Source organism: Georgenia faecalis (genome assembly GCF_003710105.1).
In the GTDB taxonomy this organism is placed as follows: Bacteria; Actinomycetota; Actinomycetes; order Actinomycetales; family Actinomycetaceae; genus Georgenia_A; species Georgenia_A faecalis.
Window position 1 is genome coordinate 1,636,948 of sequence record NZ_CP033325.1, and the last position, 26,207, is coordinate 1,663,154.

The window sequence follows — 26,207 nt, forward strand, 5'->3', positions numbered from 1 at the left end:
CCGGTGCCGATCGAGGAGGTGCGCGCCGCCTACGGGCGCCGCGCCCGGGAGTACGTCGAGCGGTTCGGGTCCGTCGACGCCGCGGCGGAGGAGGACCGGCGCCTCGTCGCCGGGTGGGCCGCCGGGATCGACGGCCCGATCCTCGACGTCGGGTGCGGACCGGGCCAGTGGACGGCGTTCCTCCACGCCTCGGGCGCCGACGTCGCCGGCCTCGACCCGACGACGGCGTTCGTCGAGTCCGCCCGCGCCCGCTTCCCCGGCGTCCCCTACCGGGTGGGGCGGGCGGAGGACCTCGGGGTCGAGGACGCCACCCTGGGCGGGGTCCTCGCCTGGTACTCGCTCATCCACATCGAGCCCGACGGCCTCGGCGCCGTCCTCGCCGAGATCGCGCGGGCCGTCCGCCCCGGCGGGGGCCTCGTCGTCGGGTTCTTCGCCGGCCCAGGGCCGGCCCCGTTCGCGCACGCCGTGACGACCGCCTACACGTGGCCCGTCGCGGCGATGGCCGCGGCGGTGGAGGACGCCGGGTTCACCGTCACCGAGACCCACGGCCGCACCGCCCCCGGGTCGCGGCCCCACGGTGCGCTGCTCGCCCGCCGCCGCGTCGTCAGCTGACGGACGTCACCAAAGGGAGGCCCGCAGGCCGGACTCAGCCCTAGGCGGTCTTGGCCAGCTGGATGTGGACCGCGGAGGGCGTGGCGGTGAAGCCTATGCACTCGAGGCCGTCCACGCCGTCGCCGAGGAGGCGTTCGCCCTCACCGAGCAGCGTGGGCACCAGGGCCAGGTTCAGCCGGTCCACGAGCCCGGCGCGCAGGAACTGGCGGATGGTATCGACCCCGCCGTTGATGCGCACGTCGGCGCCGTCGGCGGCGGCGAGGGCCCGCTCGCGGGCCTCGTGGATCCCTCCGGTGACGAAGTGGAACGTGGTCCCGCCCTCCATCTCCAGCGGCTCCCGCGGGTGGTGGGTGAGGACGAACACGGGGTGGCCGTACGGGGGCCGGTCACCCCACCACCCGGTCCACGGCTGGTCCGGGTCCCAGGGGCCGCGGACCGGGCCGAACATGTTGCGGCCCATGATGCCCGCGCCGATGCCGTCGAAGTCGGTCCGGGCGAAGAGGTCGTCGACGCCCTCGCCGGTGCCGTCCATCCCGAACCGTTCGCCGAAGGTCCGGGTGCCGAACAGCCACTCGTGGAGCCGGTGCCCGCCGCGACCGATCGGGTCGTCGAGGCTCTGGTCGGGCCCGGCGCCGTAGCCGTCGAGGGAGACCGAGAAGGCGTTGACGCGGAGGAGCTGTGCCATGAGAGGTCCTTCCGATGAGGTGTGGAGGAGTGGCGGGCCGTTCGTGGGTGCGGGCGTTCGTGGGTGCGCCGGGTGTCAGCGCTCGACGACGGAGCGGACGGGGGCGTGGGACAGGGCGTCGAGGGCGTCCAGTCGGTGAAGCACGGACTTAACGAAAGCGACTGCTTCGGCACGGCACAAGACCACCGGACGGTCAGTCCGCACGGATCGACGTCGCCGTCCCCGTCGAGCGACCCTCGGTGACGCGCGTGGACGACGGTCGGGCCGCGGCCTCCGTACGTATCGTCGCCGCACCTGCCGGCTCGACCACGGGCCGGCCCCAAGGAAGGTGGGTCCCCCCATGCGACTGGTCGTGCACGAGTTCCTCAGCCTGGACGGCGTCATGCAGGGCCCGGGCGGCCCCACCGAGGACACCTCCGGCGGGTTCACCCGCGGGGGCTGGATCGTCCCCTTCGCTGCCGCTCCCGAGTGGGGCGCGGCGGTCACCGGCTGGTTCGCCCAGGCGGACGCGATCCTCCTGGGGCGGACCACCTACGAGATGATGTACCCCTACTGGAGTGCGGTGACCGACCCCGACAACTCCGTGGCCACCGCGCTCAACGCGCTTCCGAAGTACGTCGTGAGCTCCACCCTCGGCAACGCCGACTGGGCGGGGAGCACCATCCTCTCCGGCGACGCCGTCGAGGCGGTCACCAGGCTCAAGGCGGCGCCGGGCGAAGAGCTCCAGCTTCACGGCAGCTGGCGCCTCGCCCGCACGCTGCACAACGCGGGGCTGGTGGACGAGTACCGGCTCCTCGTCTTCCCGGTGGTCGTCGGCGAGGGCAAGCGGCTCTTCGGCGAACGGGGTCCGGCGACGGGCCTGGAGGTGCGGGACGCGCGCATCCTCGACGGCGGCACAACCTCCCTCCAGCTCGGGCCGGCGCCGTTCGGGCAGGGTGGCCTCGAGGTGGTCGAGGGCCGGGAGGTGCTCGTCGACCGATGAGTACGGTGGGCACCCGACCAGGAAGGGACCCCATGATGCGCGAGCTCGTCTACCACGTCGCCGTGACCCTCGACGGGTTCATCGCCGGCCCCGACGGCGACACCAGCGCCTTCCCCGTCGACGGCGACGACGTCACCGCGCTCCTGCGCGAGTACCCCGACACCATCCCCACGCACGTGCAGCGGGCCGCCGGGATCGAGGCCGACCGTTCCCGGTACGACACGATCATCATGGGCTGGCGCACCTACACGCCGGCGCTCACCGCGGGCATCGCCTCCCCGTACGCGCACCTGCGGCAGATCGTCGCCTCCCGCCAGGAGCGGCCGCTGCCCCCGGACATCGAGCGCACCGCGGACCCGGTCGCGACCGTGCGCACCCTCAAGGCGGAGCAGGGGAGCGGGATCTACCTCGCCGGCGGCGGCGAGCTCGCCGCCGCGCTCGTCGACGAGGTCGACCGGCTGCTCCTCAAGGTGCACCCGTTCCTGCTCGGCGCGGGCGTCGGGATGTTCGGGGGAGCCGGGACGGAAGGAGCGGCGCCCGGTCCCCGCCGGTTCCGACCGGTGCGCCGGCGCGAGTTCGACTCCGGCGTGGTGTTCGCGGAGTACGTCCGGGCGTGATCGCGCCGGTCGTCCGGCGGGGAGCGGACGACGGCGGCCGGGGGGACGGACCATGGCGGCCGGGGACGGACGACGGCGTCAGGGGGTGATGTCCCGGCGCGTCCGCGGCTCGACCTCACCTTCGCCGTCTTCGCGGACCCCGTCGTCGAGCTCGCGCAGGTCGCCGCGGGCCCCGGTCCGGACCCGCTCGCGCTGCTCCCGCCGGCGTTCGGCTGACGGGGCCGTCCCGCACTCCTATATTCCCGGAGGGTGACGACCGAGCGGCGGGACGCCAGGAGCGACGTCGCGCGTGACGTGCGCGGGTACGTCGTCGTCCTGTTCGCCACGAGCACGGTGTTCTTCCTCGTCGGACCGCTCGTCGGCTCGCTGTCGGAGGTGACGCGGGCCAGCGTGCCCGGCTCGGCCCTGGCCGTCGTGTGCCCCACCGTCGCCGCCGTCGTCGTCGCCCGGCGGACCGGGACCGGCGCTGGGCTGGCCGCCTGGCTGACCACCCCGCCGCGGGGGACGGGGTACGCCGTGCTCGCGGTCGTGGTGATGCCGGTCGTCGTGCTGGGCGCGGCGGCGCTGGGCGGCGCGGTCGGCTTCGCGTGGCCGGGTCCTGAGGCCCTGCTGCTCGTCGTCGTCTTCCTCATCGGTGCGCTGGCCGAGGAGGTGGGGTGGACGGCGCTCCTCCTCCCGCGGTTCCTGCGCGTGGCCGGGGCGACGGCGAGCGCCCTCGCGATCGGCGCGCTGTGGGCGCTGTGGCACGTCATCCCGGACGTGCAGGCCGGCCACCCGCCGGCGTGGCTCGTCGGGCACGCGCTGGCCACGGTCATGCTCCGCGTGGTCCTCGTGCACCTCACGGTCGCCTCGGGCGCATCGGTGTGGCTCGCCGTCGTGGGCCACGCCGCGAACAATGTCGCCTGGGCGCTCTCGCCCGACATGGGGGCAGGCTACGACGTGTGGATGACGGGGGCGCTCACCGCCGTGGTGGCGGCGCTCCTCACGGCCGTCGCCGCGGGGCGGGCTCGCCGGGGTCTGCGGCCGCGGGCGGCGGACGGGTGACCGGCGCCGTGGGCCGACGAGCAGCGCGGAGCTCCGGCGGGTCAAGGATGAGGGAGGCGGGATGACGCGCACGGTGGCGCAGAAGATGGGCGTGCGGCCCGGCGCGCGGGCGCACCTCGTGGCGGCGCCGCCCGACGCCGTGGTCGCTATGGAGCTGCCGGCCCTCGTCGTCGCCGAGGAGCTCACCGGGGCCTTCGACTACCTCCACCTGTTCGTCACGCGCCAGGAGGAGATGCGGGCACGGTTCGGCGGGCTGCGGGACCACCTGGGCGACGGCGGGGTCCTGTGGGTGTCGTGGCCCAAGGGCGGGCGGCTCGGCACGGACCTCACCATCAAGGAGGTCATCGCCATCGGCTACGACCTCGGCATGGTCGAGAGCACGTGCCTGCGGGTCGACGAGACCTGGACGGCCCTGAAGTTCACGCGGCCCAAGCCGGGGAAGACGTATCGCAACAGCTACGGCACGCTGCCCGGGCAGGGCGGCTAGGGGACGTCACTAGGGGGTGGCCGCTCGTGGGTGGCCACTCGTGGGAGGCGGCGAGGGGGAGGCGGCGAGGGAGGACGGGCGCGAGGGGGACGGGCGCCCTACGGTGCGCCGTACCCCCTGGTACGGTCGCGCGATGAGCGAGGCGCGTGACCGCTGGCTGGACGAAGGCATCCGGGTCCTCGCCGAGCAGGGCGCCGCCGGCGTACGGATCGACCGGATCGCCGCGCGGCTGGGGCTGTCGAAGGGCTCGTTCCACCACCACTTCCAGGGCGCCGAGGGGTACAAGCGCGACCTGCTCGGGTACTACGAGCGCCTCTCCATCGACGCCCTCGACCGGGCGATCGCCGAGGCCGAGGGCGGTGATGCCCGCGCCGTCCTGGGGCGCCTCACCGAGCTCATCGAGCCGGGTGCCGCCGGCCTCTACCGCCCCGAGCTCGAGGTCGCCGTGCGGGCCTGGGCGTCCTCGGACGCGCAGGTCCAGGCCGTCCAGGCGCGGATCGACGCCGCCCGGATCGATGCGCTGGCGCGCGTGTGGCGGCCGTACGTGGGGACCGAGGACGCGGCACGCCAGGCCGCACTGCTGCCGTACCTCCTCGCCGTCGGCGCGAGCGTCATGGCACCGCCGGTCGGCGCCGGCGAGCTCCGCGCGCTGTTCGAGCTCATCCTCCCGCTCGTGCCGGATGCAGGTCCCGCCGTCGGGGAGGAGCGGTCCGAGCCGTAGCGAGGGGGTGACGGGGGAGCGGGCGGCGACGCTAGGGACCCTTGTCGGGCGCCATACCGTGCCGTATGGTACGGGGATGCCACGCCTTGCTCGGCTGTCTCGGACCGGCCATGAGCGCCCTGCCTGACCCCGTCTGGCCGGTCCTAGTCCTTGCCCTCATCCAGGTGGTCGACGGAATCCTCTGCCTCCGGCCGGTCGCCTTCATCGCGCGCTGCTTCGAGGACGTCCACTTCCCGCGCCGGTACTGGTGGGTCATGGCGCCGCTGAAGTTCGCGGCCGCCGCGGGCCTGATCGCGGGGATCTGGATCCCTTACCTCGGCGTCATCACCTGCCTAGCGCTGGTCCTCTACTTCCTCCTCGCCATCTCCGGCCACCTGCGGGCCAGGGACTTCGGACGGAACCTCTTCCTCAACGCCACCGGAATGCTCGTCATCTGCATCCTCACCCCGCTCGCCAGCTTTGTCTGGTGAGGTGTTCCGGCGACAGCGCGGCCGGGGTAGCCCATGATCATCACATGACTGAGAACTCCGGGACGTTGCCGGTCCTGCGATACGGCCCGCCGGGTCCAGGATGGAGCCCCTGGGCCGCGGTGATCCCCGCGGTGACGCTTCTCGGAGCCGTCGCCCTCGGTGTCGTCACGCACCAGCCGTTCACCGCGCTGCTCCTCCTGCCGTGGATCCTCCTCGGATTCCGCTACGCCTTTCGTCCGCCCGGCATCGAGCTGGACGACCGGGCGCTGACGGTGAAGAAGTTCCGCACCGTGCGCATTCCGTACGACCAGATCGAGCGCATCGAGGGCGACGTCGTCGGGAACCTTCCTGCCAGCAGCCGGCTCTTCATCCGCCGGCTCAACGGGCGGCGGGTCTCCGTGCCCGCGGTGAGCATCCCGCTCGTCGACGTCGCCCGCCTCGTCACCGAGCGGATGGGCGGCGTCGCGCGGGTGGGCTGACGCCCCGACCCGCGTCGGGCTGGCCTCAGCCCACGGAGGGCAGGACCACTCAGCCCACGAAGAGGCAGAAGGGGTGGCCCGAGGGGTCGGTGAGCACGTAGAGCGGCTCCTCGGGGTCGTCCGAGCGGTCGCGGACCACCTCGGCCCCGAGCGCCCGGGCGGTGTCCACCTGCCGGGCGAGGTCGTCCGTGTCCGACACCATGAGGTCGAGGTGCATCATCTGCGGCGGTGTCCCCTCCGGCCATGCCGGGCGCGGGAGGCCCGCCACGTGCTGGAAGGCGAGCACGTGCGCCCCGGCGTCGTCGACGAGGGTCAGCCAGTCCGGGGTGCCCTCGTCGGGCCCCTCGTCCCCCTCGCGGTAGCGCAGGCCGAGCAGCCGGCGGTAGAACTCCGCGAGGGTGCGCGGGTCGCTCGTGTCGATGACGGTCTGGCGCAGGAGGGGAAAGCCCGGTCGCTGGTCCATTCGTGAGTCCTACACCCGGGCGCGGACGCGCGGCAAGGGTTTCTCCGGGCCGTCGCCAGCCCTCGGTGGTGAGCGTGCACAGACGCGGACGGCTCCCCGCCCCTCGGTGGTGAGCGTGCAGAGACGCGGACGGTTCGAGCCGGTGCAACGCCGGTCGATGTGCCTTCCCCCGCGTGCTCGCATTCGAGACCGGCGAACTCGGCGCGAAGTAGCGAACTCGGGTACCGCGGCGGCTTCGAGTTCGCCATTTCGGGCCGAGTTCGATAGTTCTCACTAGCGAACTCGGCATCAAACAGCGAACTCAGCGATAAACAGCGAACTCGGTGGCCGTGGTGGGGAGCGGCCCCCAGCGTTTCTGCAAGATCACGAGGGGAGTGAGCGCGTGGAGTGCGGAGCGGGAGTGAGCAGACGCAGGGCCGTCGCTAGCGGGGCCCGCGCGTGCGCAGGGCCTGCATGCCGCCGTCGACGGCGAGGTAGGTCCCCGTGGTCGAGCCGGAGAGCGGACTGGCGAGATAGGCGACGGCGCCCGCGACCTCCTGCGGGCTCACCAGCCGGCCGTGCGGCTGGCGCCGCTCGAGGGCGGCCCGCTCGGCGGCGGGGTCGGCCGCCCGGGACAGCAGTGTGTCGATCCAGGGCGTGTCGGCGGTGCCCGGGTTGACGCAGTTGACGCGGATGCCCTCGGCGAGGTGGTCGGCCGCCATGGCGCGGGTGAGCGCAAGGATGGCGCCCTTGGTGGCGCTGTACAGCGCCCGCTCGGGCAGGCCGACCGTCGCCGCGATCGAGCAGGTGTTGACGACGGCGGCGCTGGGCGAGCGGCGCAGGTGCGGCAGGGCCGCGCGGGTCATCCGCGCGACTCCGACGACGTTGAGGTCCCACACCCGGTGCCACTCCTCGTCGGGGTTGTCGGCGATGGTTCCCTGAGCGCCGATGCCCGCGTTGTTGACGAGGACGTCGAGCCGGCCGTGCTGGTCGACGACCCGTTCGACCGCGCGGCGGACCGAGCCGTCGTCGGTGACGTCGGCGCGGATCGAGGTGACGCCCGGGGCGGGCACCGCGTCCCGGACGTCGACGACGGCGACGTGCGCGCCCCGTGCGGTGAGTACCTCGGTGACGGCGGCGCCGATGCCGGAGGCGCCGCCGGTGACGACGGCGACGAGCCCGTCGAAGTCTCGCGCGAGGTCGGTCATCTGCTCCCTGTTCTCGATGAGCACTACTGCCGGACCGCGAAGATGCGGTCGACGAAGACGTTCTGCAGCCCGGCCGGGGCCAGGGGGCCGGCGAACGCGTAGGTGTGGTCGGTCGCCCGCTCGTACGTGCCCGGGAGCGCGAGCTCGTGGTAGGCGCCGTCGGCGAGGTCGGAGACCGGGACACCGAGGGAGTTGCCGAACGGGGGCCAGATGCCGGTCTCGACGGCGAGCGCGCCGGGAGAGGCGGTGCCGACGTCGGCCCGGAGGGTGATGTAGATCTTCCAGCGCCCCGCGGGGAGGATCTCCAGCGGCAGCTGCACCGCCCAGGCGGTGTTGTTGCCGGGCATCCGGACGGCGTACCCGTTGGACGCCTGCGCGTCCTCGACGAGCGACGCGGACGGCAGGTACAGGGTGAAGGTCGGCTCCTGGTAGTCCACCCAGTCGGTGGCGGGCAGGCCGGCGACGGCCGCCGGCGGGGTCGCCTCGCGCGCCTCAGCGGCGGCCATGGCCTCGAAGTGCGCGACGATGGCGGCCGGGTCGCCCCCGGTCTCGGCGTACTGGGTGAGCCCGGCAGCCCGGATCTCGTCCCGGAATCGTGCGAGCCGGCGGGGGACGTCGGCCTCCCACGCGATGCCGTCGCGCTCGGCGACGAGCTGGAAGAACCCGCTGCGCAGGAGGAGCAGGTAGTCGATCCCCAGCCGGACCGCGCGCACGTGGTCGAGGAGGACGCGGTTCCCGCGCACGGCCCGTTCGGCCCGGTCGAAGAGCGCGTCGGCCTGGTGGAGGGTCTCGAACCGCAGGTGGCCGGCGTTCTCGCCGATGTAGACGCCCAGGTTGGTCCCGGTGCGCTCGACGGCGGAGACCATGAGCTGCATGTAGGCGTAGATGGCGTCGTCGGCGCGGCCGTAGTAGCCCTCGAGGAACTCGCGGATGAGGGCGTCGGGGTCGGCGGTGGGGTCCCAGAGCAGGCGGCTGATCACCCAGACGCGGAGCTGGGTGAACTCGGTGCCGCGCGCGTTCCAGGCGCTCTGGCCGAAGTACCCCTGCACGTTCGGCAGCGTCGCGAGCTCCTGGATCCCCTCGCCCATCGCCCACCAGTTGGGGAAGGGGAGGATGTACCCGGTGAAGGTGCACAGGTAGTCCCACAGGACGACGTGCTCGGCGAGGTCGGCCCACGTCCGGATGTGCGCGCCCACCACGGCGTTCTTCTCCCCGAAGAGGGAGTCGCCGAAGTCGGCGTGGATCGGCGCCACGGTGAGGACGACGTCGTCGCTCACCCGGATGCCGGTGGGCGGGTCGTAGGTGAACCAGTACGCCTGCGTCTCCAGGCGCGCGTCCGGGATCTGCGCCCGCACCCGGGCGGCGACGTCGTTGACCATGTCGATGACGGGGGCCGACGGCGCCCCGCCGTGCGCGTCGGCGAAGGCGCGGCTGGCGGGGTCCATCTCCCACGTGACGCGGTCCTCCTGGTAGAAGGAGGACGACGGGTCCTGGCCGTCGGCGATGCGCTCGTTGATGATCCGCACGAGGCCGGCGGTGGCGGCCACCCGCGTCGCCTCGTCCATGGCCTTGAGCTGGCCGCCCGCCCACAGCGCCGGATCGGTGACGACCTGCTGGAAGGAGTGCTTGACCTCCTCCGGCCAGTAGTGCGACCACGTGTCGATCCCCGGCTCGCGGGGGACCGTCCAGTACTGGTCCCGGAGGCCGTTGAGCATGTTGTGCTGGCGGTAGGCGGCGTCCTCGGCGTCGCCGGCGAGCACCGTGCGGAACCGGAAGCGGGGGACGTGGTCACCGGAGAGGTCGGCGCGCGGGATGCTCAGCGTGAGCCGGCGGGGCACGTAGGCGAAGTCGGGCGCGTACCACCGGATGCCGACGAGCCGGTCGAGCAGCCAGTAGGTGCCGTAGAGGGTCCCGCGGGGGCTGGCGCCCGCGACGATGACGGTGTTGCCGTTGGTCCGGAACGCGAAGCCGTCGTCGCCGAGCGCGTGGGTGTCGATGCCGGCGCGCTCCGCGAAGGTGTTCTCGGTGCCGAGCACGATGAGGTGGCCGTGCCCGCCGGGCGGGCGGTCCCCCATGACGACGTCGAAGCGCGCGCCGGTGACGCTGCGCAGGTGACGCGCCAGCTCCTGGGCCGCGTGCTGGACGACGAGGCCCTCGCGCCGGCCGAGGAAGATCCGGTACTGGGTGAGCCCGAAGCCGGCCAGCAGGATGGCGTGCCGGCTCGCGAAGGTCGCACTGGCGGGGCTGCTCGCCATCGACGTGGCGAGCACGGCGAGCGCGGTCGCCGCGCCGCCCTCGAGCACCATGCGGCGCGGGATGCCGTGCTGGTCGGGTGCTGGGTCCTGAACGGTCACCGGAACCTCCGTGGGTCGTCGGTCGAGCGGGGCGGGGCGGGCTGGGCGCCGGGCGCGGTGCCCGGTGCTGCGGTGCCGGTGGGGCGGCGTCACTGGCAGAAGTCGAGGACGGTGCGGGCGTAGATGCGGGCGGCCTCGTGGAGGCTGCGGACGCTGACGAACTCGTTCGGCCCGTGCGCGCTGGTGAGCATGCCGGGCCCGAACGAGGGCAGGGTGGGGATGCCGGCCGCGGCGTACCACGGTGCGTCGGTGGCGCCGGGGAAGACGGACAGCGGGGGAGTGCGCCCGAGGACGTCCTGGCTGGCGCGGCGGGTGGCGTCGACCAGCGCGTGGTCGGGGACGAGCTCGCACCACGGGACCCACTCCAGGCCGGGCTCGAAGGCGTAGTCCACCTCCAGCTCGGGGTCCTCCGCGCGGCACGCAGCGAGCCACGCCTCGAGCGCGGCGGCGACGTCGTCCTGGGTCTGGCCCGGCACGGTGCGCAGGTCGCAGGCGAACTCGGCGCGTCCGGGCACCACGCCGAAGTAGGTGCCGCCCTGGATGAGGACCCCGGCGTTGAGCGTGGGCCCGACGCCCCCGAGCGGGTGCGGGGTGAACGGGACGGCCAGCTCGGTGCCGATGCGGCTGAGCAGCCCGGCGAGCTTGAGCGAGGCGTTCACGGACGGGAGCCGGTCGGACAGGCTCGAGTGCATCTGGGTGCCCCGCACGACGATGCGGAAGCCGCACACCCCGCGGGAGACGAGGTGGATGCCCTGCCAGTCCTCGGTCCACCCGCTCGGCTCGCCGATGAGGACGGCGTCGACGTCGCGCACCAGCGGCGCCACGTACCGGGAGCCGTGCTGGGCGCCCGCCTCCTCGTCGGCGACGAGGCCGAGGACGAGGTCGCCGCGCAGCGGGGCGCCCGCGGCGCGCACCGCGCGGGCGGCCATGATCATCGCCGCGACGGCGCCCTTCATGTCGTTCGCGCCCAGGCCGTAGAGGTCGCCGTCGACGACGGTGGCGGTGAACGGGTCGGTGCGCCACTCCGCCCGCGCCTCGCCGACGGGCTTGGTGTCGATGTGGCCGTTGAGCATGAGCGACCGGCCCCCGCCCGTGCCACGCAGGCGGGCGAGGATGCTCGGTCGCGAGGGGTGCGGGCCGACCACCTCGAGCTCGTCCGGGTCGAGCGAGGAGAGCGTCTCGAGGAGGAACGCGGCGACGGCGCGCTCGTCGCCGTAGGGCGGGATCTGGCTGTCGAGCGCGATGAGCCGGGCGGTGAGGTCGAGGAGCTCCGCCTCGTGCTCCCCGAGGTACGCGTCCACCACGTCCCCGAGCCGTTCCGTGAGCAGACCCGTCATGGGGGGATCTTGGCTGAAACTTTCCGTCGTGACAAGGGTTCGACGTGTGAGAAATTCACGAGTAGCCGATGGTCATCCTCAGCCGGCGGCGTCGACCTCGCGCCAGGCGATCCGGGCGGCCCCCATCGCGCCGTCCCCGCCGGCGCGCACGCCCAGCCCCCAGCGCGCGGTGATGGCCCGGGCGAGCCGGCCGTGGAGGAGGTCCTCCGAGCGGGCGATGGTCCCGGCCAGGACGACGGCGCCGTCGTCGGCGGCGGGATCCAGGCGGGCGAGCGAGGCGACGAGCGCGGCGGCGGCCCGGTCGAGGATGTCGGTGGCCACCGCGTCCCCGGCGGCGGCGGCGTCGCGGACCACGGGCGCGAGCGCGGCGAGGGCACGCGGCGGCCGGCCGTAGACCCACTGCACGAGGGCCGACCACTCCAGGGCGAGGCCCGCGGCGTCGGCGACGGCGGCCGCCAGCGCCGTCCGCGGCCCCGCCTGGAAGGTGGCGAGCGCCGCCTTGACCGCCTCGACGCCGATCCAGTGCCCGGACCCCGCGTCCCCCACGAACCAGCCGTTGCCGTCGACGAATGCCGAGAGCCGGAAGTCCCGCACCCGCGCCGCGACCGCCCCGGTCCCGGCGACGACGACGAGCCCGTCGGCGCCGTCGGACACCGAGGCGAAGGCGACGACGACGTCCGAGGTGAGGGTGGGGCGCCGTCGCGCGCCCGTGACGAGGCGCAGGCGCTCGAGGGCGGCGGGCTCCTCGGCCGGGTAGCTCCCCGCTCCCGCGCCGCCCACGACGCAGTGCTCCACCCGCGGTCGGTGACCGTGCCGGGCGGCGTAGTCGTCGAGCGCCTCGTCCGCCAGGGCCTCCCACGTGGCGAGGGCGACGGCGTACCCCAGGGAGACGGGGTTCGAGCCCGGCCCGGTCGCCCGGGCGACCGCGCCCTCCCGGGTCGCGACCACGGCCCGCGTCGATGTGCCCCCGACGTCGAGGCCGACGACGCACACGTCTTCGGGCGTGGCGGGCATCCGGGCCTCCGAAAACTCGTGTATGAAAACTATCGACAAGATCAACCGCGTGAGAGAGAGTATCTAACTGTGGGAATGCCTACCGACGATGAGGCAACCGCCTTCGACTACCTCGACGGCGGCGTGGAGACGCGCATCCGTTCGCGGCTGCCGCAGCTCAAGGGTGCCGAGCGGCGGGTCGCCGACTACATCCTCGACCACCTCGGCCCGACCGCCGGCATGTCCATCAGCGAGACGGCCGAGGCGGCGGGCACCTCGACGGCGAGCATCACCCGCTTCTGCCGCGCCATCGGCCTGTCCGGGTACCCCGCCCTGCGGCTCGAGCTCGCGGCCCTGGCCGGCCAGGAGCGCTCGCAGGGTGCGGCCTGGCGCCGCTCCGTGGGTGACGACGTGCAGCCGGGGGACACCATCGAGAAGGTCCTCGGCACCCTCGTGGCCGCGGACGTCAAGGTCGCCACCCGCACCGCTGAGCAGCTCGACGTCGCCGCCGTCGAGGCGCTCGTCGACCGGATCCTCGCCGCCCGCCGGGTCGACGTCTACGCCGCCGGGGGCAGCGCCCTCGTCGCCGAGGAGTTCATGCTCAAGTGCCAGCGGCTGGGCCTGTTCCTCAACGTCTGGCGCGACTCCCACGCCGCCATCATGAGCGCCGCCCTGCTCACCGGCGCGGACCTCGCCATCGGCCTGTCGCACTCCGGCGAGACGCTCGAGGTGGTCGAGGCGATGAGCACCGCCGCCGAGGGGGGCGCCGCCACCGTCGCCATCACGAGCTTCCCCGGGTCCACGCTCGGCGACCTCAGCGCCCTCGTCCTCACCACGACGGCGGGAGAGCTCACCTACGGGGCCACCGCCTACCCCGCCCGCAACGCCCAGATGCTCGTCCTCGACCTGGTCTTCCTCCGCCTGGCGCAGCGCCGCCACACCGAGGCCGAGGCGAGCCTGGAGACCACCGCCCTTGCCGTCAGGCGGCACAACGCCCGACGTCTTGCCCCCCCGTCCCCCCGCACCGACGCTAGGAGAACCCCATGATCCTCACCCGACGAAGGACCACCCGCCTGGCGGCGGTACTCGCCGGCACCATCGCCCTTGCCGCCTGCGCCCCCAGCGACGGCTCCGGCTCCGACCCCGGCACGACGACCGAGACCGGGACCGGAGGCGGTGGCGGCGAGGACGTCACGCTGACGTTCTGGTCGTGGCGCACCGAGGACGTCGAGGGCTACGAGCAGATCTTCGACCTCTACGAGGAGGCCAACCCCGGCGTCACCGTCGAGGTCGAGGCCTTCGTCAACACCGAGTACAACACGGTCCTGTCCACCGGGCTGGCGGGCGAGGCGGGCCCCGACATCGCGCAGCTGCGCGCGTCGCGGGCGGACCTCACCCCGCTGGTCGCGGCCGAGCGGCTCGTGCCCGTCGACGCCGAGAACGTCCCCAGCCTCGCCGACTTCGACGCCACCGTCCTCGCCGGCGCCCAGGTGGCCGACGACGAGAACGTCTACGGCGTCCCGTTCGCCATGCAGACGCTCCAGATGTTCTACAACAAGGACCTCTTCGCCGAGCACGGCATCGAGGTGCCCGAGACCTGGGAGGACTTCCTCGCGGCCAACGAGACGCTCGAGGCCGCGGGCGTCATCCCCATGGCCACCACGGGTATGGACAACTGGATGCTCCCCGTCGACCTCGCCGTCATCGGCGGCAGCTACTGGGCAGCCGGGCCGCTGAGCGAGTCGCTCGCCGACGGCAGCGCCACCCTCGCCGACGAGGGCTTCGTCGACTCGATCGCCGCGCTGCAGTCCGTCACGGAGTTCTTCCCCGACAACTTCACCGGCGTCAGCTACACCGAGTCGCAGGTGCTCTTCGCCACCGGCCAGGCGGCGATGTTCCCCGGCGGCTCGTGGGAGCTCGGGTACTTCCAGAGCACCGCTCCCGACCTCAGCGTCGGCGTCTTCACCGTCCCGCCGCCGCCCGGGGCACCCGGCCCGGCGGTCCCCGCCTTCGTCGATGGCTCCTTCGGCGTCAACGCGGCGAGCGAGCACCAGGAGGAGGCGCTCGCGCTCCTCGACTGGATGGGCAGCCAGGAGTTCGGTCAGGCCTTCGCGGACACGCTCAAGCAGATCACCCCGATCTCCGGCGTCGAGCCCAGCGACGAGGGCCTCGCCGAGATCATCGCCAACTACGAGGCCAGCCCGGGCGTCCACCTGCCCGTCTCGACCTTCAGCGGTGGCGACCCCGACACGCAGGTGGCCCTTGCCACCGGCCTGCAGGAGATGTTCGCGGGTACGGGAGACCCGGCCTCCGTCGCGCAGACCTACGCCGACGCCGTCGCCGAGGTGTACCCGGATGGCCCGTGAGGTGACCCCCACCCGGAGCGGGTCGACCACCCGGTCGGCCCGCTCCGGCAAGGGGTGGCGTCAAGCCCTCGTCTTCCTGGCGCCGGCATTCGTCCTCTACTCGCTGTTCCTCATGTACCCCCTCGTCACGGCGGTGAGCTACAGCTTCTTCGAGTGGCGAGGCACGGTGCGGGGGGCCTTCGCGGGGCTGGACAACTACGCGGCGCTCTTCGGGTCGTCGACCTTCGGCGGCGCGTTCGCCAACGCCTTCTGGAACAACGTCCTCATCTTCGCCGGCAATCTCGCCGTCCAGCTCACCGTCGGGCTGGGCTGCGCGGTGCTCCTCATGCACCGCACGCGGTTCCGGCGCTTCTTCCAGACCGCGATCACGGTGCCCTACCTCGTCAACCCCCTGGCCATCGGCTTCCTCTTCACCCTCGTCTTCAGCCCCCAGCTCGGCCCGATCAACAACATCCTGCGCGACGTCGGCCTGGGGGACTGGGCCCAGCCCTGGCTCGGTCAGGAGTCGACGATCCTGCCCATCGTCATCGCGGTCGGGGCGTGGCAGTGGGTGGGCTTCCCCGTCCTCATCTTCTCCGCGGCGCTCGCCTCGATCCCCCCGGAGTACGAGGAGGCGGCCCGCCTCGACGGCGCCAGCCCGTGGCGGATCTTCCGCTCGGTGACCCTGCCGTTGCTCACCCCGGCGATCGGCAGCGTCACGGTCCTCGGGTTCGTCTCGAGCTTCACGACGTTCGCCCTCGTCATCGGCCTCACCGACCTGCGCGGCGGGCTCTCCGGTGCGGCGGACACCCTCATGCTCATCTTCTACCGCACCGCCTTCGGGCCGGGCGTCAACGCCGTCGGGACGTCCTCCGCGATCGCCGTGCTGATCTTCGTCGTCGTCTTCGGTGTCGCGGTGGTCTTCAACCGCATCATGCGCCGCCGCGAGGAGGCCCTCACATGACCACGGACACCGCGCTCTCCGCGCCGGCCGCCGCGGCCGCCTCGCCCCACCCCGCCCCGCGGCGCCGGCGCGGGCGGCGCAACCGGCAGCTCGGCGGGTACGTCTTCCTCTGGGCCTACTCGCTCATCGCGATGTCGCCCCTGCTCTTCCTCGTCGTCAGCTCCGTGCGGCCGTCCATCGAGATCTTCACCGACCCGCTCGGCCTGCCCTCCGTGGTGAGCGTGGAGAACTACCGCCGGGCGTGGATCGACGGCGGCTTCTCCACGTACTTCGTCAACTCCGTCCTCGTCACGCTCGGCGGCGTCGCCCTGGGCACGGTGACGTCGCTCCTCGCGGCCTACCCGCTCGCGCGGTGGCGGCTGCGCGGCGGGGAGGTGCTGTCCTCCTACTTCCTCACCGGGCTGCTCCTGCCGGCGCAGATGGGCATCCTGCCGATGTTCTACCTGCTCCAGTCGCTCGACCTGTTCGACTCCCGGCTCGGGCTCGTCCTCGTCTACGCCGCCACCGGCGTGCCGTTCGGCGTCTTCGTCATGACGACGTTCTTCCGGCAGGTCCCGCTGGAGCTGGAGGAGGCTGCGGACCTCGACGGCGCCGGGCCGCTGCGCACCTTCTGGCAGGTGATGGTCCCGCTCGTCACCCCGGCGATCTCCACCGTGGTGATCTTCCAGTTCGTCCCGCTGTGGAACGACCTGTTCTACCCGCTGATCCTCCTGCGCTCCGACGAGAACTTCACCATCCCCGTCGGCATCTCCCGGTTCTTCGGGCAGTACCAGGCCGACTGGGGCACCCTCATGGCCGGTCTGTTCATCGCCACCGTCCCGATCATCCTCATGTTCGTCGTGGCCACCCGCCGCGTCATCTCCGCCCTGACCGCCGGGATCGGCAAGTGACCCCGGCTCCTTCGACAGAAACGAGCACCTCCACCATGACCGACAGCCGGCTCCCCACCGGGCTCGACTACGTCACCCTGGCCCACGAGTCGATCGACCGCGTGGCCCGCACCCAGCGCGAGGCCCTCACCGAGGCCGCCGACGTCATCACCGCGTGCGTGCGCGGCGGCGGCGTCGTCCAGGCCTTCGGCACCGGGCACTCCGCCGGGCTGGCGATGGAGGTGGCCGGCCGGGCCGGTGGGCTCATCGCCACCAACCTGCTCGGGCTCACCGACGGCGTGATGTACGGCGGGGCGCCCGCCGACTCCCTCCACTGGTACAGCGAGCGGGAGCCGGAGAAGGCCGTCGAGGTGCTCGCCACCGCCGACGTCGCGCCCGAGGACGTCTTCGTCATCATCTCCAACTCCGGGGCCAACGGCTCGATCGTCGAGATGGCCGCGCGGGCGAAGGCGGGCGGCCACACCGTCATCGCGCTCACCTCCCTCGAGCACAGCCGCGCGGTCCCGTCCGCGCACCCGTCGGGCCGCAAGCTCTACGAGCTCGCCGACGTCGTCGTCGACAACGGCGCGCCCTACGGCGACTCCGCCATGCCGCTGCCGGACGGCTCGGCCACCGGGCCCATCTCCTCGCTCACCACCGTCGTCGCCGTGCAGATCATCATGGTCGACGTCGTCGCCCGGCTCGCCGCCGACGCCCTGCCCGTGCCGATCTTCATCTCCGCCAACGTCCCCGGCGGCGACAAGCACAACGAGGCGCTCACGGCCCGCTACGGGCGCCGGATCCGGCGCATGCGCCTGCCCTCCAGCGCCGCCGTCTGACCCCACGACCCGTACCGGACGACCCGAGGAGGGCTGACGTGGCCGGAGAGCTGACCGCATTCATGTACGTCCTGGAGGACGGGGCGGGCGAGGAGTACGACGCGCGCCACGCGCAGGTGTGGCCCGAGATCGTCGAGCTCATGCGCGGCGCGGGCGTCGAGTGGTACCGCCTGTGGCGGCGCGACGCCCTCGTCGTCGGCCTCATGTCCTCCCGCGAGCCGTTCCGCACCACCCACGACTTCCTCGCCACGCACCCCGTGCAGGTGGCGTGGTCCGGGACCATGGCGCACCTGTTCCGCGAGACCACGGACGCCGACGGCGCCCCGCTCGTCCTGCGGGAGGTGTTCGACCTTGCCCACCCCTGAGGTCCCCGTGCGGGCGGCGGTGCTCGGGGTCGGCGGGTTCGGCGTGGAGCACGCGCGGCGCTACGCCGAGCACCCCGGGGCGGACCTCGTCGCCGTCGTCGACGCCGACGAGGACCGCGCGCGGCGGGTCGGCGCCCGCTTCGGGGCGCGGGCACGGCGGGACCTCGAGGACCTGCTGGCGCACGAGGAGCTCGACGCCGTGTCGGTGTGCCTGCCGAGCGACCTCCACGCCGACGCCGCCCTGCGGCTCGTCGCCGCGGGGGCGTGCGTGCTCCTGGAGAAGCCCGTGGCCACCGCGCGGGCGGACGCCGAGCGGCTGGCCGCCGCCGAGCGCCCCTTCCCCTTCGTCATGCCGGGCCACGTGCTCCGGTTCGCCGCCCGGCACACCGCGCTCAAGGCGGCGGTGGACGCGGGGCGCATCGGCCGGCCGGTGGCCCTCACGCTGCGCCGTCACCGCACCCGCGACCACGACGAGCGGTACCCGGGGGAGCACCCCGCGATGCTCACGAGCATCCACGACCTCGACCTCGCGCTGTGGCTCACCAGCTCGCGCCCGGTCGCCGTCCGGTCGGTGGAGGCCCGGGTGCCCGGGCGGAACCAGCCCGCCGCCGTGACCGCGGAGATCGTCATGGCCAGCGGCGCCGTGTGCTCGGTGCAGAGCTCGTGGGTGCTGCCCGACGGGGCCGACGTGCCCGACGCCGTCGAGGTGGTGGGCACCGGTGGCGTCCTGTCGCTGGGCGATCCGGCCGGCGACGGCGCCGACGAGCTCGGCGAGGCCCTCGACCGCGAGATCGCGCACTTCCTCGACCGGGTCGCGGCGCGTTCGGCGTCGCCGGTGGTCGCCCTGGCCGACGGCGTGGCCGCCGTGCTGCTCGCGCACGACGTCATCGGCGCGGGGCGGGCGACGTGACCGGGCGGGCGGACGCGCACGTCCACCTCGCCACGACCGGGCGGTTCAGCACCGCCGTCGACGAGGGCCACGAGGTGGAGACCTACGACCGCGCCCGGGTGCGGGCCGCCATCACCGACGCCCTCGTCGTCGGTTACCAGGGCTGGCCCGGGCTCGAGGCCAACAACGCCGACGTCCTCGCGATCGCCCGCGAGCGGTCCTGGGTGCACCCGCTCGCCTACCTCGACGTCCGCCACCCGCCGGCCGACGACCTCCTCACGGGGGCGGCCGCCCGGGGCTTCCGGGGCTTCAGCGTCTACGACGACCCGGACGGCGCGCACCTCGCCGACTGGCCCGTCGCCACGCGCCGCCGGCTCGCCGCCGGCGGGGACGTCCTCAGCCTCAACCTCCGCCCCGCCGCCCTCGCGCGCCTCGCCGCCGTCGCCGGCGACCTCGCCGGCACCACGGTGCTCGTCAGCCACCTCGGCCTGCCCGGCCCGCTGCCCGCGACGGCGGGGCGCGCGGAGGTGCGGGACCGGCTCCGGCCCCTGCTCGACCTCGCGCGGTTCGAGCACGTCAGCGTCAAGCTCTCCGGCCTCTACGCCATCGACCCCGTCCCGCCGCACGCCGGGGCGCTGGCGGTCACCGAGGAGGTGCTCGGCGCGTTCGGACCCGGCCGCCTGCTGTGGGGGTCGGACTTCTCGCCGGCCCTCGACGTCGTCGGGCTCGACGACGCCCTCACGCTCCCGGCGTGGCTGCCGGAGCTCGCCACGCCCGCCGAGATCGACGACATCGGCGGCGCCACCCTGCGGCGCCTGCTCGCCGCCCCACCCACCGGACGGACCGCCCCATGACCCGTGCCCTGCTCGGCCGCGAGCACTTCATCGACCTCGACGACGTCGCGTACTTCTACACCGGCGCGCACGCGCCCGCCGTGCACGCCGTGGAGGAGGCGATGGTCGCCAGCTACCGGGCCAAGAGCGGTGGCCCGCGCGGGCGCGCCGGGATGTTCACCCTCGAGGAGCGCGCCCGGGCGTCCGTCGCCGGCCTCGTCCGGGGGGCCACGGCAGGCGACGTCGCCTTCCTCGGGGACGCCTCCACGGCCTGGAGCGCCGTCGCCAACGGCTGGCGCTGGCAGCCGGGCGACAACGTCGTCCTCAACGAGTACGAGCACCCGAGCGTCTTCGCCCCCTGGTTGCGCCTGCGCCAGGCCGGTCTGGAGGTACGGTTCGTGCGCCGCCGCGAGGACTGGGAGATGCCCACGGAGGACATCGCCGCGGCCTGCGACGAGCGCACCGTCGCCATCGCCCTGAGCCACGTCGGGTACGTCACCGGGCTGCGGCACGACGTCGCTGCCGTGAGCCGCGCCGCGGACGCCCGGGGCATCCCCGTCCTCCTCGACGTCTCGCACTCGCTCGGCCTGCTCGACGTCGACCTCGACGCCGTCGCGCTGGCGATCAGCGCCTCCTACAAGTGGACGCTCGGGCCCTACGGCGTCGGCGTCGTCGCGTGGAACCGCGAGCGGCTCCCCGGCTTCGAGCCCGGCGCGGTGGGCTGGCGGTCCGTGGAGGACATCTTCCGCGCCGACCGGTTCGCCGACCTCGACTGGAGCCCGGACGCGCGCCGGTTCCAGATGGGCGCCCCCTCGCTGTCCGGCATCGCCGGGCTCGGTGCCGCCGCGGAGATCATCGGCGGCCTCGGCCTCCCCGCCGTCCACGCGCACAGCGCCCGCCTCGTCGGCGCGGTCCACGCGGGGCTTCGTGAGCGCGGGCTCGCCGTCACCACGCCCGCCGACCCGGACCGGCGCGCCGGGAGCGTGGCGTTCCTGCACCCCGACGGGGAGCGCGTCGCCGCCGCCCTGGAGGACCTCGGCGTCCACGTGTGGGGCGGTGACGGCCGCGTCCGGGCCTCCTGCCACGTGATGAACGACGACGACGACGTCGACCGCCTGCTGCTCGCCCTCGACCGGGTGCTGGCGGACCACCCGCTCGGCGCCCCCGCCTGACCAGCACCACGACGACCCGCACCACCACGACCCGCACCATCACGACCGAAGGAGCCCCCATGCCCACGACCATCACCACGCCCGACGCCCCGAGCCCCGCCGGCGCGTACTCGCAGGGCGTGCGCGCCCACGGCACGGTCGTCGCCGTCTCCGGGCAGGTGGGTCTGGACCCCGCTACCGGCGAGCTCGTCACCGGGATCGACGCCCAGACCCGCCAGGCCCTGGCCAACGTCGAGGCCGTCCTGCGGGCGGCGGGCGCGAGCCTCGCCGACGTCGTCAAGACGACGTGCTTCCTCACCGACCTCAGCTACTTCGCCGAGTTCAACGCCGTCTACCGCGAGGTGCTGGGGGAGGCGTTCCCCGCGCGCAGCACCGTCGGCGTGGGTCTCGCCCCCGGCATGCTCGTCGAGATCGAGGCGCTCGCCGTCGTCGCCGACCCGTCGGCCGGCGCGTGAGCGCCGTGGGCAGCCGCCGGGTCGAGCTGCTGAGGCTGGGGCCGGTCGGCGAGGAGCGTCCTGCGCTGCGCCACGACGGGCAGGTCTACGACCTGTCCGGGGTGACCGACGACGTCGACGGGCCGTTCCTCGCGACCGGGGGGATCGGCCGGGCGCGGGCGGCCCTCGAGGCGGGGGAGCTGCCCGTCCTCGTGGACGCGGACCGGTTGCGGGTGGGGGCGCCGGTCGCGCGACCGCCCGCCGTGATCTGCATCGGGCAGAACTACGCGGCGCACGCCGCCGAGTCGGGCGCGGCGCCGCCGGCGGAACCGATCCTCTTCTTCAAGCACCCCAACACCGTCGTGGGGCCCTTCGACGACGTCCGGGTGCCCCCCGGCGCGCAGAAGGTGGACTGGGAGGTCGAGCTGGCCGTCGTCATCGGCACCGAGGCGAGCTACCTCGCCTCGCCGGAGGAGGCGCTCGCCCACGTCGCCGGCGTCACGGTGAGCAACGACGTCTCGGAGCGGGAGTACCAGATCGACCGGTCCGGCGGGCAGTGGTCGAAGGGCAAGTCGTGCGCCACCTTCAACCCGCTCGGCCCGTCGCTCGTGCCCCTCGACGACGTCACCGACGTGCAGGCGCTGCGGCTGTGGTCGCGGGTCAACGGCGAGCCCCGGCAGGACTCCTCGACGGCCGACATGATCGTTGACGTCGCCACCCTCGTCTGGCACCTCTCGCAGTTCCTCGTCCTCAGCCCGGGCGACGTCATCAACACCGGCACGCCCGAGGGGGTGGCCCTGTCCGGCCGGTTCGACTACCTGCGCCCGGGCGACGTCATGGAGATCGGGATCGACGGCGTCGGGGTGCAGCGGCAGCGGGTGGTGGCGACGTCGCAACACCGGGCGACGCCGTGACGGCAGGTGATCCGTCGCAAACCCAGACCGGCGAACTCGGCGCGAAGTAGCGAACTCGGGCAGCTCGCCGCCGTCGAGTTCGCCATTACGTGCCGAGTTCGATAGTTCTCACTAGCGAACTCGGCATCAAACAGCGAACTCGGCGCAGATTAGCGAACTCGGCATCCGTGGTGGGCACTCAGCGATTTTGCACGATCACGCGGGGGGAGGGGGGAGGAGCCGGCTCAGCCCTCGGGCTCGAGCCGGTAGCCCATCCCGGCCTCGGTGAGGAGGTACCGCGGCGAGCTCGGGTGGGGCTCGAGCTTCTTGCGGAGCTGGGCGATGTACAGGCGCAGGTACCCGGTGTCGGTGATGTGCTCGGAGCCCCAGATGTGCGTGAGCAGGGTCTGCCGGGTCACCAGCCGCCCGGGGTTGCGGATGAGGAACTCGAGCACCTGCCACTCGGTCGGCGTCAGTCGCACCGGGCGCCGTTCCGCGCCCACCTGCTTGACGACGCTGCGGGCCGCGAGGTCGACGGTGACGTCGCCGAGCGTCACCACCGGGTCGGCGTCCTGCTGGGGCAGGCGCCGGGTGAGCGCCCGGATCCGGGCGAGGAGCTCGTCCATGGAGAACGGCTTGGTGACGTAGTCGTCCGCGCCGGCGTCGAGCGCCTCCACCTTGTCGGCCGCGCCGGTGCGCCCGGAGACGACGAGGATCGGGGCGTTGGACCAGCCGCGGATCGCCTCGATGACCTCGATGCCGTCGAGGGCCGGCATGCCGAGGTCGATCATGAAGAGGTCGGGGCGGTGGTCGACGGCGGCGGCGATGGCTTGCGCCCCGTCCGCCGCGACGGCGATGTCGTAGCCCTTGGCGGTGAGGGTGATGCGCAGGGCGCGGAGGATCTGCGGGTCGTCGTCAGCGATGAGGATGCGCACCGGCGCCCACCCCCTTGGCCGAGGCCGTCGCCTCGGTGGTCGTCGGCGCCGTGGTTGTCGGCGCGGTGGTCGCGGCCCCCGCGGGCCGGGCGGCGGGCGGTCCCGCACCGTCGGCGGCCGGCGCCTCGGCGACCGGCAGGGTGACGACCATGGTGAGCCCGCCGCCGGGGGTGTCCTCGGGGGCGAGCGTGCCCGCCATCCCCTCGACGAACCCGCGCGACAGTGCCAGCCCCAGGCCCAGGCCCGCGGTGTTGTCCGTGTCGCCGAGGCGCTGGAAGGGGACGAAGACGTCGTCGCGGCGTTCGGCGGGGATGCCGGGCCCGTGGTCGACGACCCGGATCTCGACGTGGTCGCCGAACGTGCTCGTGGTGAGCCGCACCTTCTGTCCTTCCTGGGTGTACCGCAGCGCGTTGGTGAGCAGGTTGACGACGACGCGCTGCAGCAGGACCGGGTCGGCGTCCACGGGCGGCAGGTCCGGGTCGAGGTCGAGCTCGACCCGGTCGGGCCCGAGGTCCAGCTCGTCGAGCGCGGGCACGATGGCGTCGGCCGGGTCGAAGGCGATCCGGGAGACGGCGAGGACCCCGGCCTGGAGCCGGCTGACGTCGAGCAGGTCGGTGACGAGGCCGGCGAGCGTCGACAGGCTCTCGTCGGCGGTCTCCAGCAGCTCGTCCCGGTCGGCGTCGGTGAGCGAGGCGCGCGCGGCCCGCAGCCCGCTCACCGCCGCGGTGGCGGCGGCCAGGGGACGGCGCAGGTCGTGGCTCAGCGCCGAGAGCAGGGCGCTGCGGACCTTGTCCGTCGCCGCGAGCGGTTCCACCTCGCGGGCGGTGACGGCGAGGTCGCTGTGCTCGATCGCGGCCTCGAGCTGGGTGACGATGACGGCGAGGAGGCGGCGCTCGGAGGCGGCGAGGTCGTCGCCGTGGAGCTCCAGGGTGGCGCGGGCGCCGACCGGCACGGTGGTGACGTGGTCGTCGCCGCCGTCGGGCTCCCCGTCGCAGGCGAGCACTGCCGCGCTCGTGACGAGGCGGGCGGCGCGGAGCCCGAACGCCTCGCGGGTGCGGCTCACGAGGGCGGGGATCGCCCCCTCCCCGCGCAGCACGCTGCCCGCCACTGTGGCGAGCAGCTCCGACTCGGCGGCGGCGCGCCGCGCCGAGCGGGTCAGCCGGGCACCGCGGTCGACGACGAAGCTCACGAGGACGGCGATGACGACGTAGAGCGCGAGGGCGAGCAGGTGGCTCGGGTGGCCCACCGTGACGGTGTACAGCGGCTCGACGAGGAAGAAGTCGAGGGTGATCCCCGAGAGCACCGCGGCGAACAGGGCGGGCCAGATGCCGCCGACGAGCGCGGCGAGGACGACGAGCAGCTGGTAGCTGAGCACGTCGGAGGTGATGGACTCCTCCGACCGGAAGCGGACGAGCAGCCAGGTGAGCGCCGGCCCGCCGACGAGGGCGAGGAGGAAGCCGAGGACGCGGCGCTTGACGGTGAGCGCGCCGCCCATCCGCGGCAGGGTGAGCCCACGCCCGGCGGAGGCGTGGTTGACGACGTGGACGTCGGTGTGGCCGGCCTCGCGGATGATGGCGGCCCCGATGCCGGGGCCGGTGAGCGCCGTGGCGAGCCGCCCGCGGCGGCTCACGCCGATGACGATCTGGGTGGCGTTGACCGCCTTGGCGAAGTCGACGAGCGCGGCGGGGATGTCGTCGCCCACCACCTGGTGGTAGGTCCCACCGAGCTTGTGGACGAGGGCCCGCTGCTCGGCGAGCATCGCGGGGTTGCCGGCACGCAGGCCGTCCTGGCTGGTGACGTGCACGGCGAGGAGCTCCCCGCCGGCGGAGCGGGCGGCGATCCGCGCGCCGCGCCGCAGCAGCGTCTCGCCCTCCGGGCCGCCGGTGAGGGTGACGACGACGCGCTCGCGCGCCTCCCAGGTGCTGTCGATGCCGTGCTCGTCGCGGTAGTGCCGCAGCGCCTGGTCGACCTCGTCCGCGAGCCACAGCAGGGCGAGCTCGCGCAGGGCGGTGAGGTTGCCCAGGCGGAAGTAGTTCGACAGCGCGGCGTCGATGCGTTCGGCGGGGTAGACGAACCCGCCGGCGAGGCGGTCCCGCAGCGCCTGCGGCGCGAGGTCGACCACCTCCACCTGCTCGGCGGCGCGCAGCACCTCGTCGGGGACCGTCTCGCGCTGGGGGACCCCCGTGATCTCCTCGACCACGTCGTTGAGCGACTCGATGTGCTGGATGTTCACCGTGGAGACGACGTCGATCCCCGCGGCGAGGAGCTGCTCGACGTCCTGCCACCGCTTGTCGTGGCGGGAGTCGGGCGCGTTGGTGTGGGCGAGCTCGTCGACCAGCGCGACCTGCGGGCGGCGCGCGAGCACGGCGTCGACGTCCATCTCGGTGAGGTCGACGCCGCGGTGGCACACCACCCGCCGGGGGACCACCTCCAGGCCCTCCGCCATGGCGGCGGTGGCGGCCCGGCCGTGCGTCTCCACGACGGCGACGGCGACGTCGACCCCCTCGCCGGCCAGGCGCCGGCCCTCCTCGAGCATGGTGTAGGTCTTGCCGACGCCCGGGGCGGCCCCGAGCAGCACCCGCAGCCGCCCCCGAGCGTTCATCGTCTAGCCCTCCAGTCCGTCGAGAGCCAGGTTGAGCTCCAGGACGTTCACCGTAGGCTCCCCGAGGTAGCCGAGCGAACGTCCCTCGGTGTGCGCGTCGACGAGCGCGCGCACCTCCTCCGGCGCCACGCCCCGCGCCTGCGCCACGCGCTCGACCTGCAGGCGGGCGTACTCGGGGCTGATGTGCGGGTCGAGGCCGGAGCCGGAGGCGGTGAGGGCGTCGGGCGGGACGCTCGCCGGGTCGACGCCGTTGAGGTCGGCGACCTGCTGGCGGCGCTCCTCCACGGCGGCGACGAGGTCGGTGTTCTCCGGCCCCCAGTTGGAGCCGGAGGAGGCGCCGCCGTCGTACCCGTCCCCTGCCGCGGAGGGGCGGGGCTGGACGTACTGGGGCAGGGGGTTGCCGTCGGCGTCGAGGAAGGACTGGCCGATGAGGGCCGAGCCGACGGCCGTGCCGTCGTCGTCGTGGACCATCGACCCGTCGGCCTGGGCGGGCATCGCCAGCTGGGCGAAGCCGGTGACGACGGCGGTGTAGCCGACGCCGAGGACGAGGGTGAGGACCGCGGTGGCGCGCACGGCGACCCAGGTGGCGCGGCCGGTGGCGCGGGTGGAGGTGTTCATGGGGCGGGGACTCCTTGG

General features: G+C 73.8%; 28 protein-coding genes. 19 read left to right on the forward strand and 9 right to left on the reverse strand.

Going from position 1 to position 26,207, the window contains the following annotated elements; genetic code table 11:
- Nucleotides 1-3: 3 nt before the first annotated feature.
- Nucleotides 4-612, forward strand: a complete 609-nt coding sequence (locus tag EBO36_RS07050) for a class I SAM-dependent methyltransferase (protein ID WP_122823990.1) — start codon at nucleotides 4-6, stop codon at nucleotides 610-612.
- 40 nt (nucleotides 613-652) lie between these two features.
- On the opposite strand, the gene EBO36_RS07055 is transcribed toward EBO36_RS07050, so the two are convergent.
- The gene (locus tag EBO36_RS07055) at nucleotides 653-1,297 is read right to left on the reverse strand and encodes a dihydrofolate reductase family protein (protein ID WP_122823991.1); all 645 of its coding nucleotides are present in this window, start codon (nucleotides 1,295-1,297) and stop codon (nucleotides 653-655) included.
- 340 nt (nucleotides 1,298-1,637) lie between these two features.
- Between EBO36_RS07055 and EBO36_RS07060 the strand changes: the two genes are divergently transcribed.
- From EBO36_RS07060 to EBO36_RS07090, 7 genes are all read left to right on the forward strand, one after another.
- A complete protein-coding gene (locus EBO36_RS07060) occupies nucleotides 1,638-2,279 on the forward strand; it encodes a dihydrofolate reductase family protein (protein ID WP_122823992.1) in 642 nt (213 codons plus the stop codon).
- Between the two features lie 32 nt (nucleotides 2,280-2,311).
- Nucleotides 2,312-2,896 carry a dihydrofolate reductase family protein gene (locus EBO36_RS07065; RefSeq protein ID WP_244925386.1) on the forward strand — a complete coding sequence of 195 codons (585 nt, stop codon included), beginning with the start codon at nucleotides 2,312-2,314 and terminating at the stop codon, nucleotides 2,894-2,896.
- A 249-nt stretch (nucleotides 2,897-3,145) separates the two neighbouring features.
- Nucleotides 3,146-3,940 (forward strand): CPBP family intramembrane glutamic endopeptidase, encoded by a 795-nt coding sequence (locus EBO36_RS07070; protein WP_122823993.1) that lies wholly within the window; start codon nucleotides 3,146-3,148, stop codon nucleotides 3,938-3,940.
- A gap of 61 nt (nucleotides 3,941-4,001) precedes the next feature.
- Complete coding sequence (locus EBO36_RS07075; protein WP_164471394.1) at nucleotides 4,002-4,427, forward strand: hypothetical protein; 426 nt, start codon at nucleotides 4,002-4,004, stop codon at nucleotides 4,425-4,427.
- Between the two features lie 133 nt (nucleotides 4,428-4,560).
- On the forward strand, nucleotides 4,561-5,148 hold the full coding sequence (locus tag EBO36_RS07080) for a TetR family transcriptional regulator (RefSeq protein WP_122823994.1): 588 nt from the start codon (nucleotides 4,561-4,563) through the stop codon (nucleotides 5,146-5,148).
- 110 nt (nucleotides 5,149-5,258) lie between these two features.
- Nucleotides 5,259-5,618 (forward strand): DoxX family protein, encoded by a 360-nt coding sequence (locus tag EBO36_RS07085; protein WP_122823995.1) that lies wholly within the window; start codon nucleotides 5,259-5,261, stop codon nucleotides 5,616-5,618.
- A 44-nt stretch (nucleotides 5,619-5,662) separates the two neighbouring features.
- Nucleotides 5,663-6,097, forward strand: coding sequence for a hypothetical protein (locus tag EBO36_RS07090; protein ID WP_164471395.1), 435 nt, complete (start codon nucleotides 5,663-5,665; stop codon nucleotides 6,095-6,097).
- Nucleotides 6,098-6,146: 49 nt separating this feature from the next.
- Here the strand turns inward: EBO36_RS07090 and EBO36_RS07095 are convergent, their stop codons facing one another.
- The 5 genes from EBO36_RS07095 to EBO36_RS07115 all read right to left on the reverse strand — a co-directional run bounded on the left by EBO36_RS07095 (nucleotide 6,147) and on the right by EBO36_RS07115 (nucleotide 12,452).
- On the reverse strand, nucleotides 6,147-6,560 hold the full coding sequence (locus EBO36_RS07095; protein ID WP_122823997.1) for a VOC family protein: 414 nt from the start codon (nucleotides 6,558-6,560) through the stop codon (nucleotides 6,147-6,149).
- Nucleotides 6,561-6,982: 422 nt separating this feature from the next.
- Nucleotides 6,983-7,747: an SDR family NAD(P)-dependent oxidoreductase gene (locus EBO36_RS07100; protein WP_122825506.1), complete on the reverse strand. Its 765-nt coding sequence runs from the start codon at nucleotides 7,745-7,747 to the stop codon at nucleotides 6,983-6,985.
- 23 nt (nucleotides 7,748-7,770) lie between these two features.
- Nucleotides 7,771-10,101, reverse strand: a complete 2,331-nt coding sequence (locus tag EBO36_RS07105) for a DUF4838 domain-containing protein (protein WP_164471396.1) — start codon at nucleotides 10,099-10,101, stop codon at nucleotides 7,771-7,773.
- Nucleotides 10,102-10,190: 89 nt separating this feature from the next.
- A complete protein-coding gene (locus EBO36_RS07110; RefSeq protein ID WP_122823999.1) occupies nucleotides 10,191-11,438 on the reverse strand; it encodes a M20 family metallopeptidase in 1,248 nt (415 codons plus the stop codon).
- Nucleotides 11,439-11,516: 78 nt separating this feature from the next.
- The gene (locus EBO36_RS07115) at nucleotides 11,517-12,452 is read right to left on the reverse strand and encodes an N-acetylglucosamine kinase (RefSeq protein WP_122824000.1); all 936 of its coding nucleotides are present in this window, start codon (nucleotides 12,450-12,452) and stop codon (nucleotides 11,517-11,519) included.
- 75 nt (nucleotides 12,453-12,527) lie between these two features.
- Between EBO36_RS07115 and EBO36_RS07120 the strand changes: the two genes are divergently transcribed.
- Genes EBO36_RS07120 through EBO36_RS07170 form a run of 11 tightly spaced genes read left to right on the forward strand, consistent with a single transcriptional unit; the run spans nucleotide 12,528 to nucleotide 22,055 of the window.
- On the forward strand, nucleotides 12,528-13,478 hold the full coding sequence (locus tag EBO36_RS07120) for a MurR/RpiR family transcriptional regulator (RefSeq protein ID WP_122824001.1): 951 nt from the start codon (nucleotides 12,528-12,530) through the stop codon (nucleotides 13,476-13,478).
- The gene (locus EBO36_RS07125; RefSeq protein ID WP_122824002.1) at nucleotides 13,475-14,797 is read left to right on the forward strand and encodes an ABC transporter substrate-binding protein; all 1,323 of its coding nucleotides are present in this window, start codon (nucleotides 13,475-13,477) and stop codon (nucleotides 14,795-14,797) included. Before EBO36_RS07120 ends, EBO36_RS07125 begins: the two co-directional genes overlap by 4 nt.
- Nucleotides 14,787-15,740, forward strand: coding sequence for a carbohydrate ABC transporter permease (locus EBO36_RS07130; RefSeq protein WP_122824003.1), 954 nt, complete (start codon nucleotides 14,787-14,789; stop codon nucleotides 15,738-15,740). Before EBO36_RS07125 ends, EBO36_RS07130 begins: the two co-directional genes overlap by 11 nt.
- On the forward strand, nucleotides 15,737-16,630 hold the full coding sequence (locus EBO36_RS07135; protein ID WP_122824004.1) for a carbohydrate ABC transporter permease: 894 nt from the start codon (nucleotides 15,737-15,739) through the stop codon (nucleotides 16,628-16,630). The genes EBO36_RS07130 and EBO36_RS07135 overlap by 4 nt, the downstream gene beginning before the upstream one ends.
- A 35-nt stretch (nucleotides 16,631-16,665) precedes the next feature.
- Entirely contained in the window at nucleotides 16,666-17,448 is a 783-nt protein-coding gene (locus tag EBO36_RS07140; protein WP_122824005.1) for a sugar isomerase domain-containing protein, read from the forward strand.
- A 38-nt stretch (nucleotides 17,449-17,486) separates the two neighbouring features.
- Nucleotides 17,487-17,813, forward strand: a complete 327-nt coding sequence (locus tag EBO36_RS07145) for an L-rhamnose mutarotase (RefSeq protein WP_122824006.1) — start codon at nucleotides 17,487-17,489, stop codon at nucleotides 17,811-17,813.
- Nucleotides 17,800-18,723: a Gfo/Idh/MocA family protein gene (locus EBO36_RS07150; RefSeq protein ID WP_122824007.1), complete on the forward strand. Its 924-nt coding sequence runs from the start codon at nucleotides 17,800-17,802 to the stop codon at nucleotides 18,721-18,723. Before EBO36_RS07145 ends, EBO36_RS07150 begins: the two co-directional genes overlap by 14 nt.
- Nucleotides 18,720-19,556 carry an amidohydrolase family protein gene (locus EBO36_RS07155; protein WP_122824008.1) on the forward strand — a complete coding sequence of 279 codons (837 nt, stop codon included), beginning with the start codon at nucleotides 18,720-18,722 and terminating at the stop codon, nucleotides 19,554-19,556. The genes EBO36_RS07150 and EBO36_RS07155 overlap by 4 nt, the downstream gene beginning before the upstream one ends.
- Complete coding sequence (locus tag EBO36_RS07160) at nucleotides 19,553-20,707, forward strand: aminotransferase class V-fold PLP-dependent enzyme (protein WP_122824009.1); 1,155 nt, start codon at nucleotides 19,553-19,555, stop codon at nucleotides 20,705-20,707. The genes EBO36_RS07155 and EBO36_RS07160 overlap by 4 nt, the downstream gene beginning before the upstream one ends.
- 59 nt (nucleotides 20,708-20,766) lie before the next feature.
- Nucleotides 20,767-21,162, forward strand: a complete 396-nt coding sequence (locus EBO36_RS07165; protein ID WP_122824010.1) for a RidA family protein — start codon at nucleotides 20,767-20,769, stop codon at nucleotides 21,160-21,162.
- 5 nt (nucleotides 21,163-21,167) lie between these two features.
- Nucleotides 21,168-22,055, forward strand: coding sequence for a fumarylacetoacetate hydrolase family protein (locus EBO36_RS07170; protein WP_122825507.1), 888 nt, complete (start codon nucleotides 21,168-21,170; stop codon nucleotides 22,053-22,055).
- 224 nt (nucleotides 22,056-22,279) lie between these two features.
- Here the strand turns inward: EBO36_RS07170 and EBO36_RS07175 are convergent, their stop codons facing one another.
- The 3 genes from EBO36_RS07175 to kdpC are packed head-to-tail and all read right to left on the reverse strand — an operon-like array spanning nucleotide 22,280 to nucleotide 26,189.
- Nucleotides 22,280-22,969 carry a response regulator gene (locus EBO36_RS07175; protein WP_122824011.1) on the reverse strand — a complete coding sequence of 230 codons (690 nt, stop codon included), beginning with the start codon at nucleotides 22,967-22,969 and terminating at the stop codon, nucleotides 22,280-22,282.
- Nucleotides 22,950-25,571 carry an ATP-binding protein gene (locus EBO36_RS07180; protein ID WP_122824012.1) on the reverse strand — a complete coding sequence of 874 codons (2,622 nt, stop codon included), beginning with the start codon at nucleotides 25,569-25,571 and terminating at the stop codon, nucleotides 22,950-22,952. Before EBO36_RS07180 ends, EBO36_RS07175 begins: the two co-directional genes overlap by 20 nt.
- Nucleotides 25,572-25,574: 3 nt before the next feature.
- Nucleotides 25,575-26,189 carry a potassium-transporting ATPase subunit KdpC gene (gene kdpC / locus EBO36_RS07185; RefSeq protein WP_122824013.1) on the reverse strand — a complete coding sequence of 205 codons (615 nt, stop codon included), beginning with the start codon at nucleotides 26,187-26,189 and terminating at the stop codon, nucleotides 25,575-25,577.
- Between the last annotated feature and the right edge of the window lie 18 nt (nucleotides 26,190-26,207).

What these genes read in the sequence shown, in the direction of transcription:
- EBO36_RS07085 (WP_122823995.1), top strand. Translation starts at nt 5,259, where the DNA reads ATGAGCGCCCTGCCTGACCCCGTCTGGCCGGTCCTAGTCCTTGCCCTC.
- EBO36_RS07095 (WP_122823997.1), bottom strand. Translation starts at nt 6,560, where the DNA reads ATGGACCAGCGACCGGGCTTTCCCCTCCTGCGCCAGACCGTCATCGAC.
- EBO36_RS07110 (WP_122823999.1), bottom strand. Translation starts at nt 11,438, where the DNA reads ATGACGGGTCTGCTCACGGAACGGCTCGGGGACGTGGTGGACGCGTAC.
- EBO36_RS07060 (WP_122823992.1), top strand. Translation starts at nt 1,638, where the DNA reads ATGCGACTGGTCGTGCACGAGTTCCTCAGCCTGGACGGCGTCATGCAG.
- EBO36_RS07090 (WP_164471395.1), top strand. Translation starts at nt 5,663, where the DNA reads ATGACTGAGAACTCCGGGACGTTGCCGGTCCTGCGATACGGCCCGCCG.
- EBO36_RS07075 (WP_164471394.1), top strand. Translation starts at nt 4,002, where the DNA reads ATGACGCGCACGGTGGCGCAGAAGATGGGCGTGCGGCCCGGCGCGCGG.
- EBO36_RS07065 (WP_244925386.1), top strand. Translation starts at nt 2,312, where the DNA reads ATGATGCGCGAGCTCGTCTACCACGTCGCCGTGACCCTCGACGGGTTC.
- EBO36_RS07135 (WP_122824004.1), top strand. Translation starts at nt 15,737, where the DNA reads ATGACCACGGACACCGCGCTCTCCGCGCCGGCCGCCGCGGCCGCCTCG.
- EBO36_RS07180 (WP_122824012.1), bottom strand. Translation starts at nt 25,571, where the DNA reads ATGAACGCTCGGGGGCGGCTGCGGGTGCTGCTCGGGGCCGCCCCGGGC.
- EBO36_RS07160 (WP_122824009.1), top strand. Translation starts at nt 19,553, where the DNA reads ATGACCCGTGCCCTGCTCGGCCGCGAGCACTTCATCGACCTCGACGAC.
- EBO36_RS07165 (WP_122824010.1), top strand. Translation starts at nt 20,767, where the DNA reads ATGCCCACGACCATCACCACGCCCGACGCCCCGAGCCCCGCCGGCGCG.
- EBO36_RS07080 (WP_122823994.1), top strand. Translation starts at nt 4,561, where the DNA reads ATGAGCGAGGCGCGTGACCGCTGGCTGGACGAAGGCATCCGGGTCCTC.
- EBO36_RS07100 (WP_122825506.1), bottom strand. Translation starts at nt 7,747, where the DNA reads ATGACCGACCTCGCGCGAGACTTCGACGGGCTCGTCGCCGTCGTCACC.
- EBO36_RS07115 (WP_122824000.1), bottom strand. Translation starts at nt 12,452, where the DNA reads ATGCCCGCCACGCCCGAAGACGTGTGCGTCGTCGGCCTCGACGTCGGG.
- EBO36_RS07140 (WP_122824005.1), top strand. Translation starts at nt 16,666, where the DNA reads ATGACCGACAGCCGGCTCCCCACCGGGCTCGACTACGTCACCCTGGCC.
- EBO36_RS07120 (WP_122824001.1), top strand. Translation starts at nt 12,528, where the DNA reads ATGCCTACCGACGATGAGGCAACCGCCTTCGACTACCTCGACGGCGGC.
- kdpC (WP_122824013.1), bottom strand. Translation starts at nt 26,189, where the DNA reads ATGAACACCTCCACCCGCGCCACCGGCCGCGCCACCTGGGTCGCCGTG.
- EBO36_RS07125 (WP_122824002.1), top strand. Translation starts at nt 13,475, where the DNA reads ATGATCCTCACCCGACGAAGGACCACCCGCCTGGCGGCGGTACTCGCC.
- EBO36_RS07130 (WP_122824003.1), top strand. Translation starts at nt 14,787, where the DNA reads ATGGCCCGTGAGGTGACCCCCACCCGGAGCGGGTCGACCACCCGGTCG.
- EBO36_RS07055 (WP_122823991.1), bottom strand. Translation starts at nt 1,297, where the DNA reads ATGGCACAGCTCCTCCGCGTCAACGCCTTCTCGGTCTCCCTCGACGGC.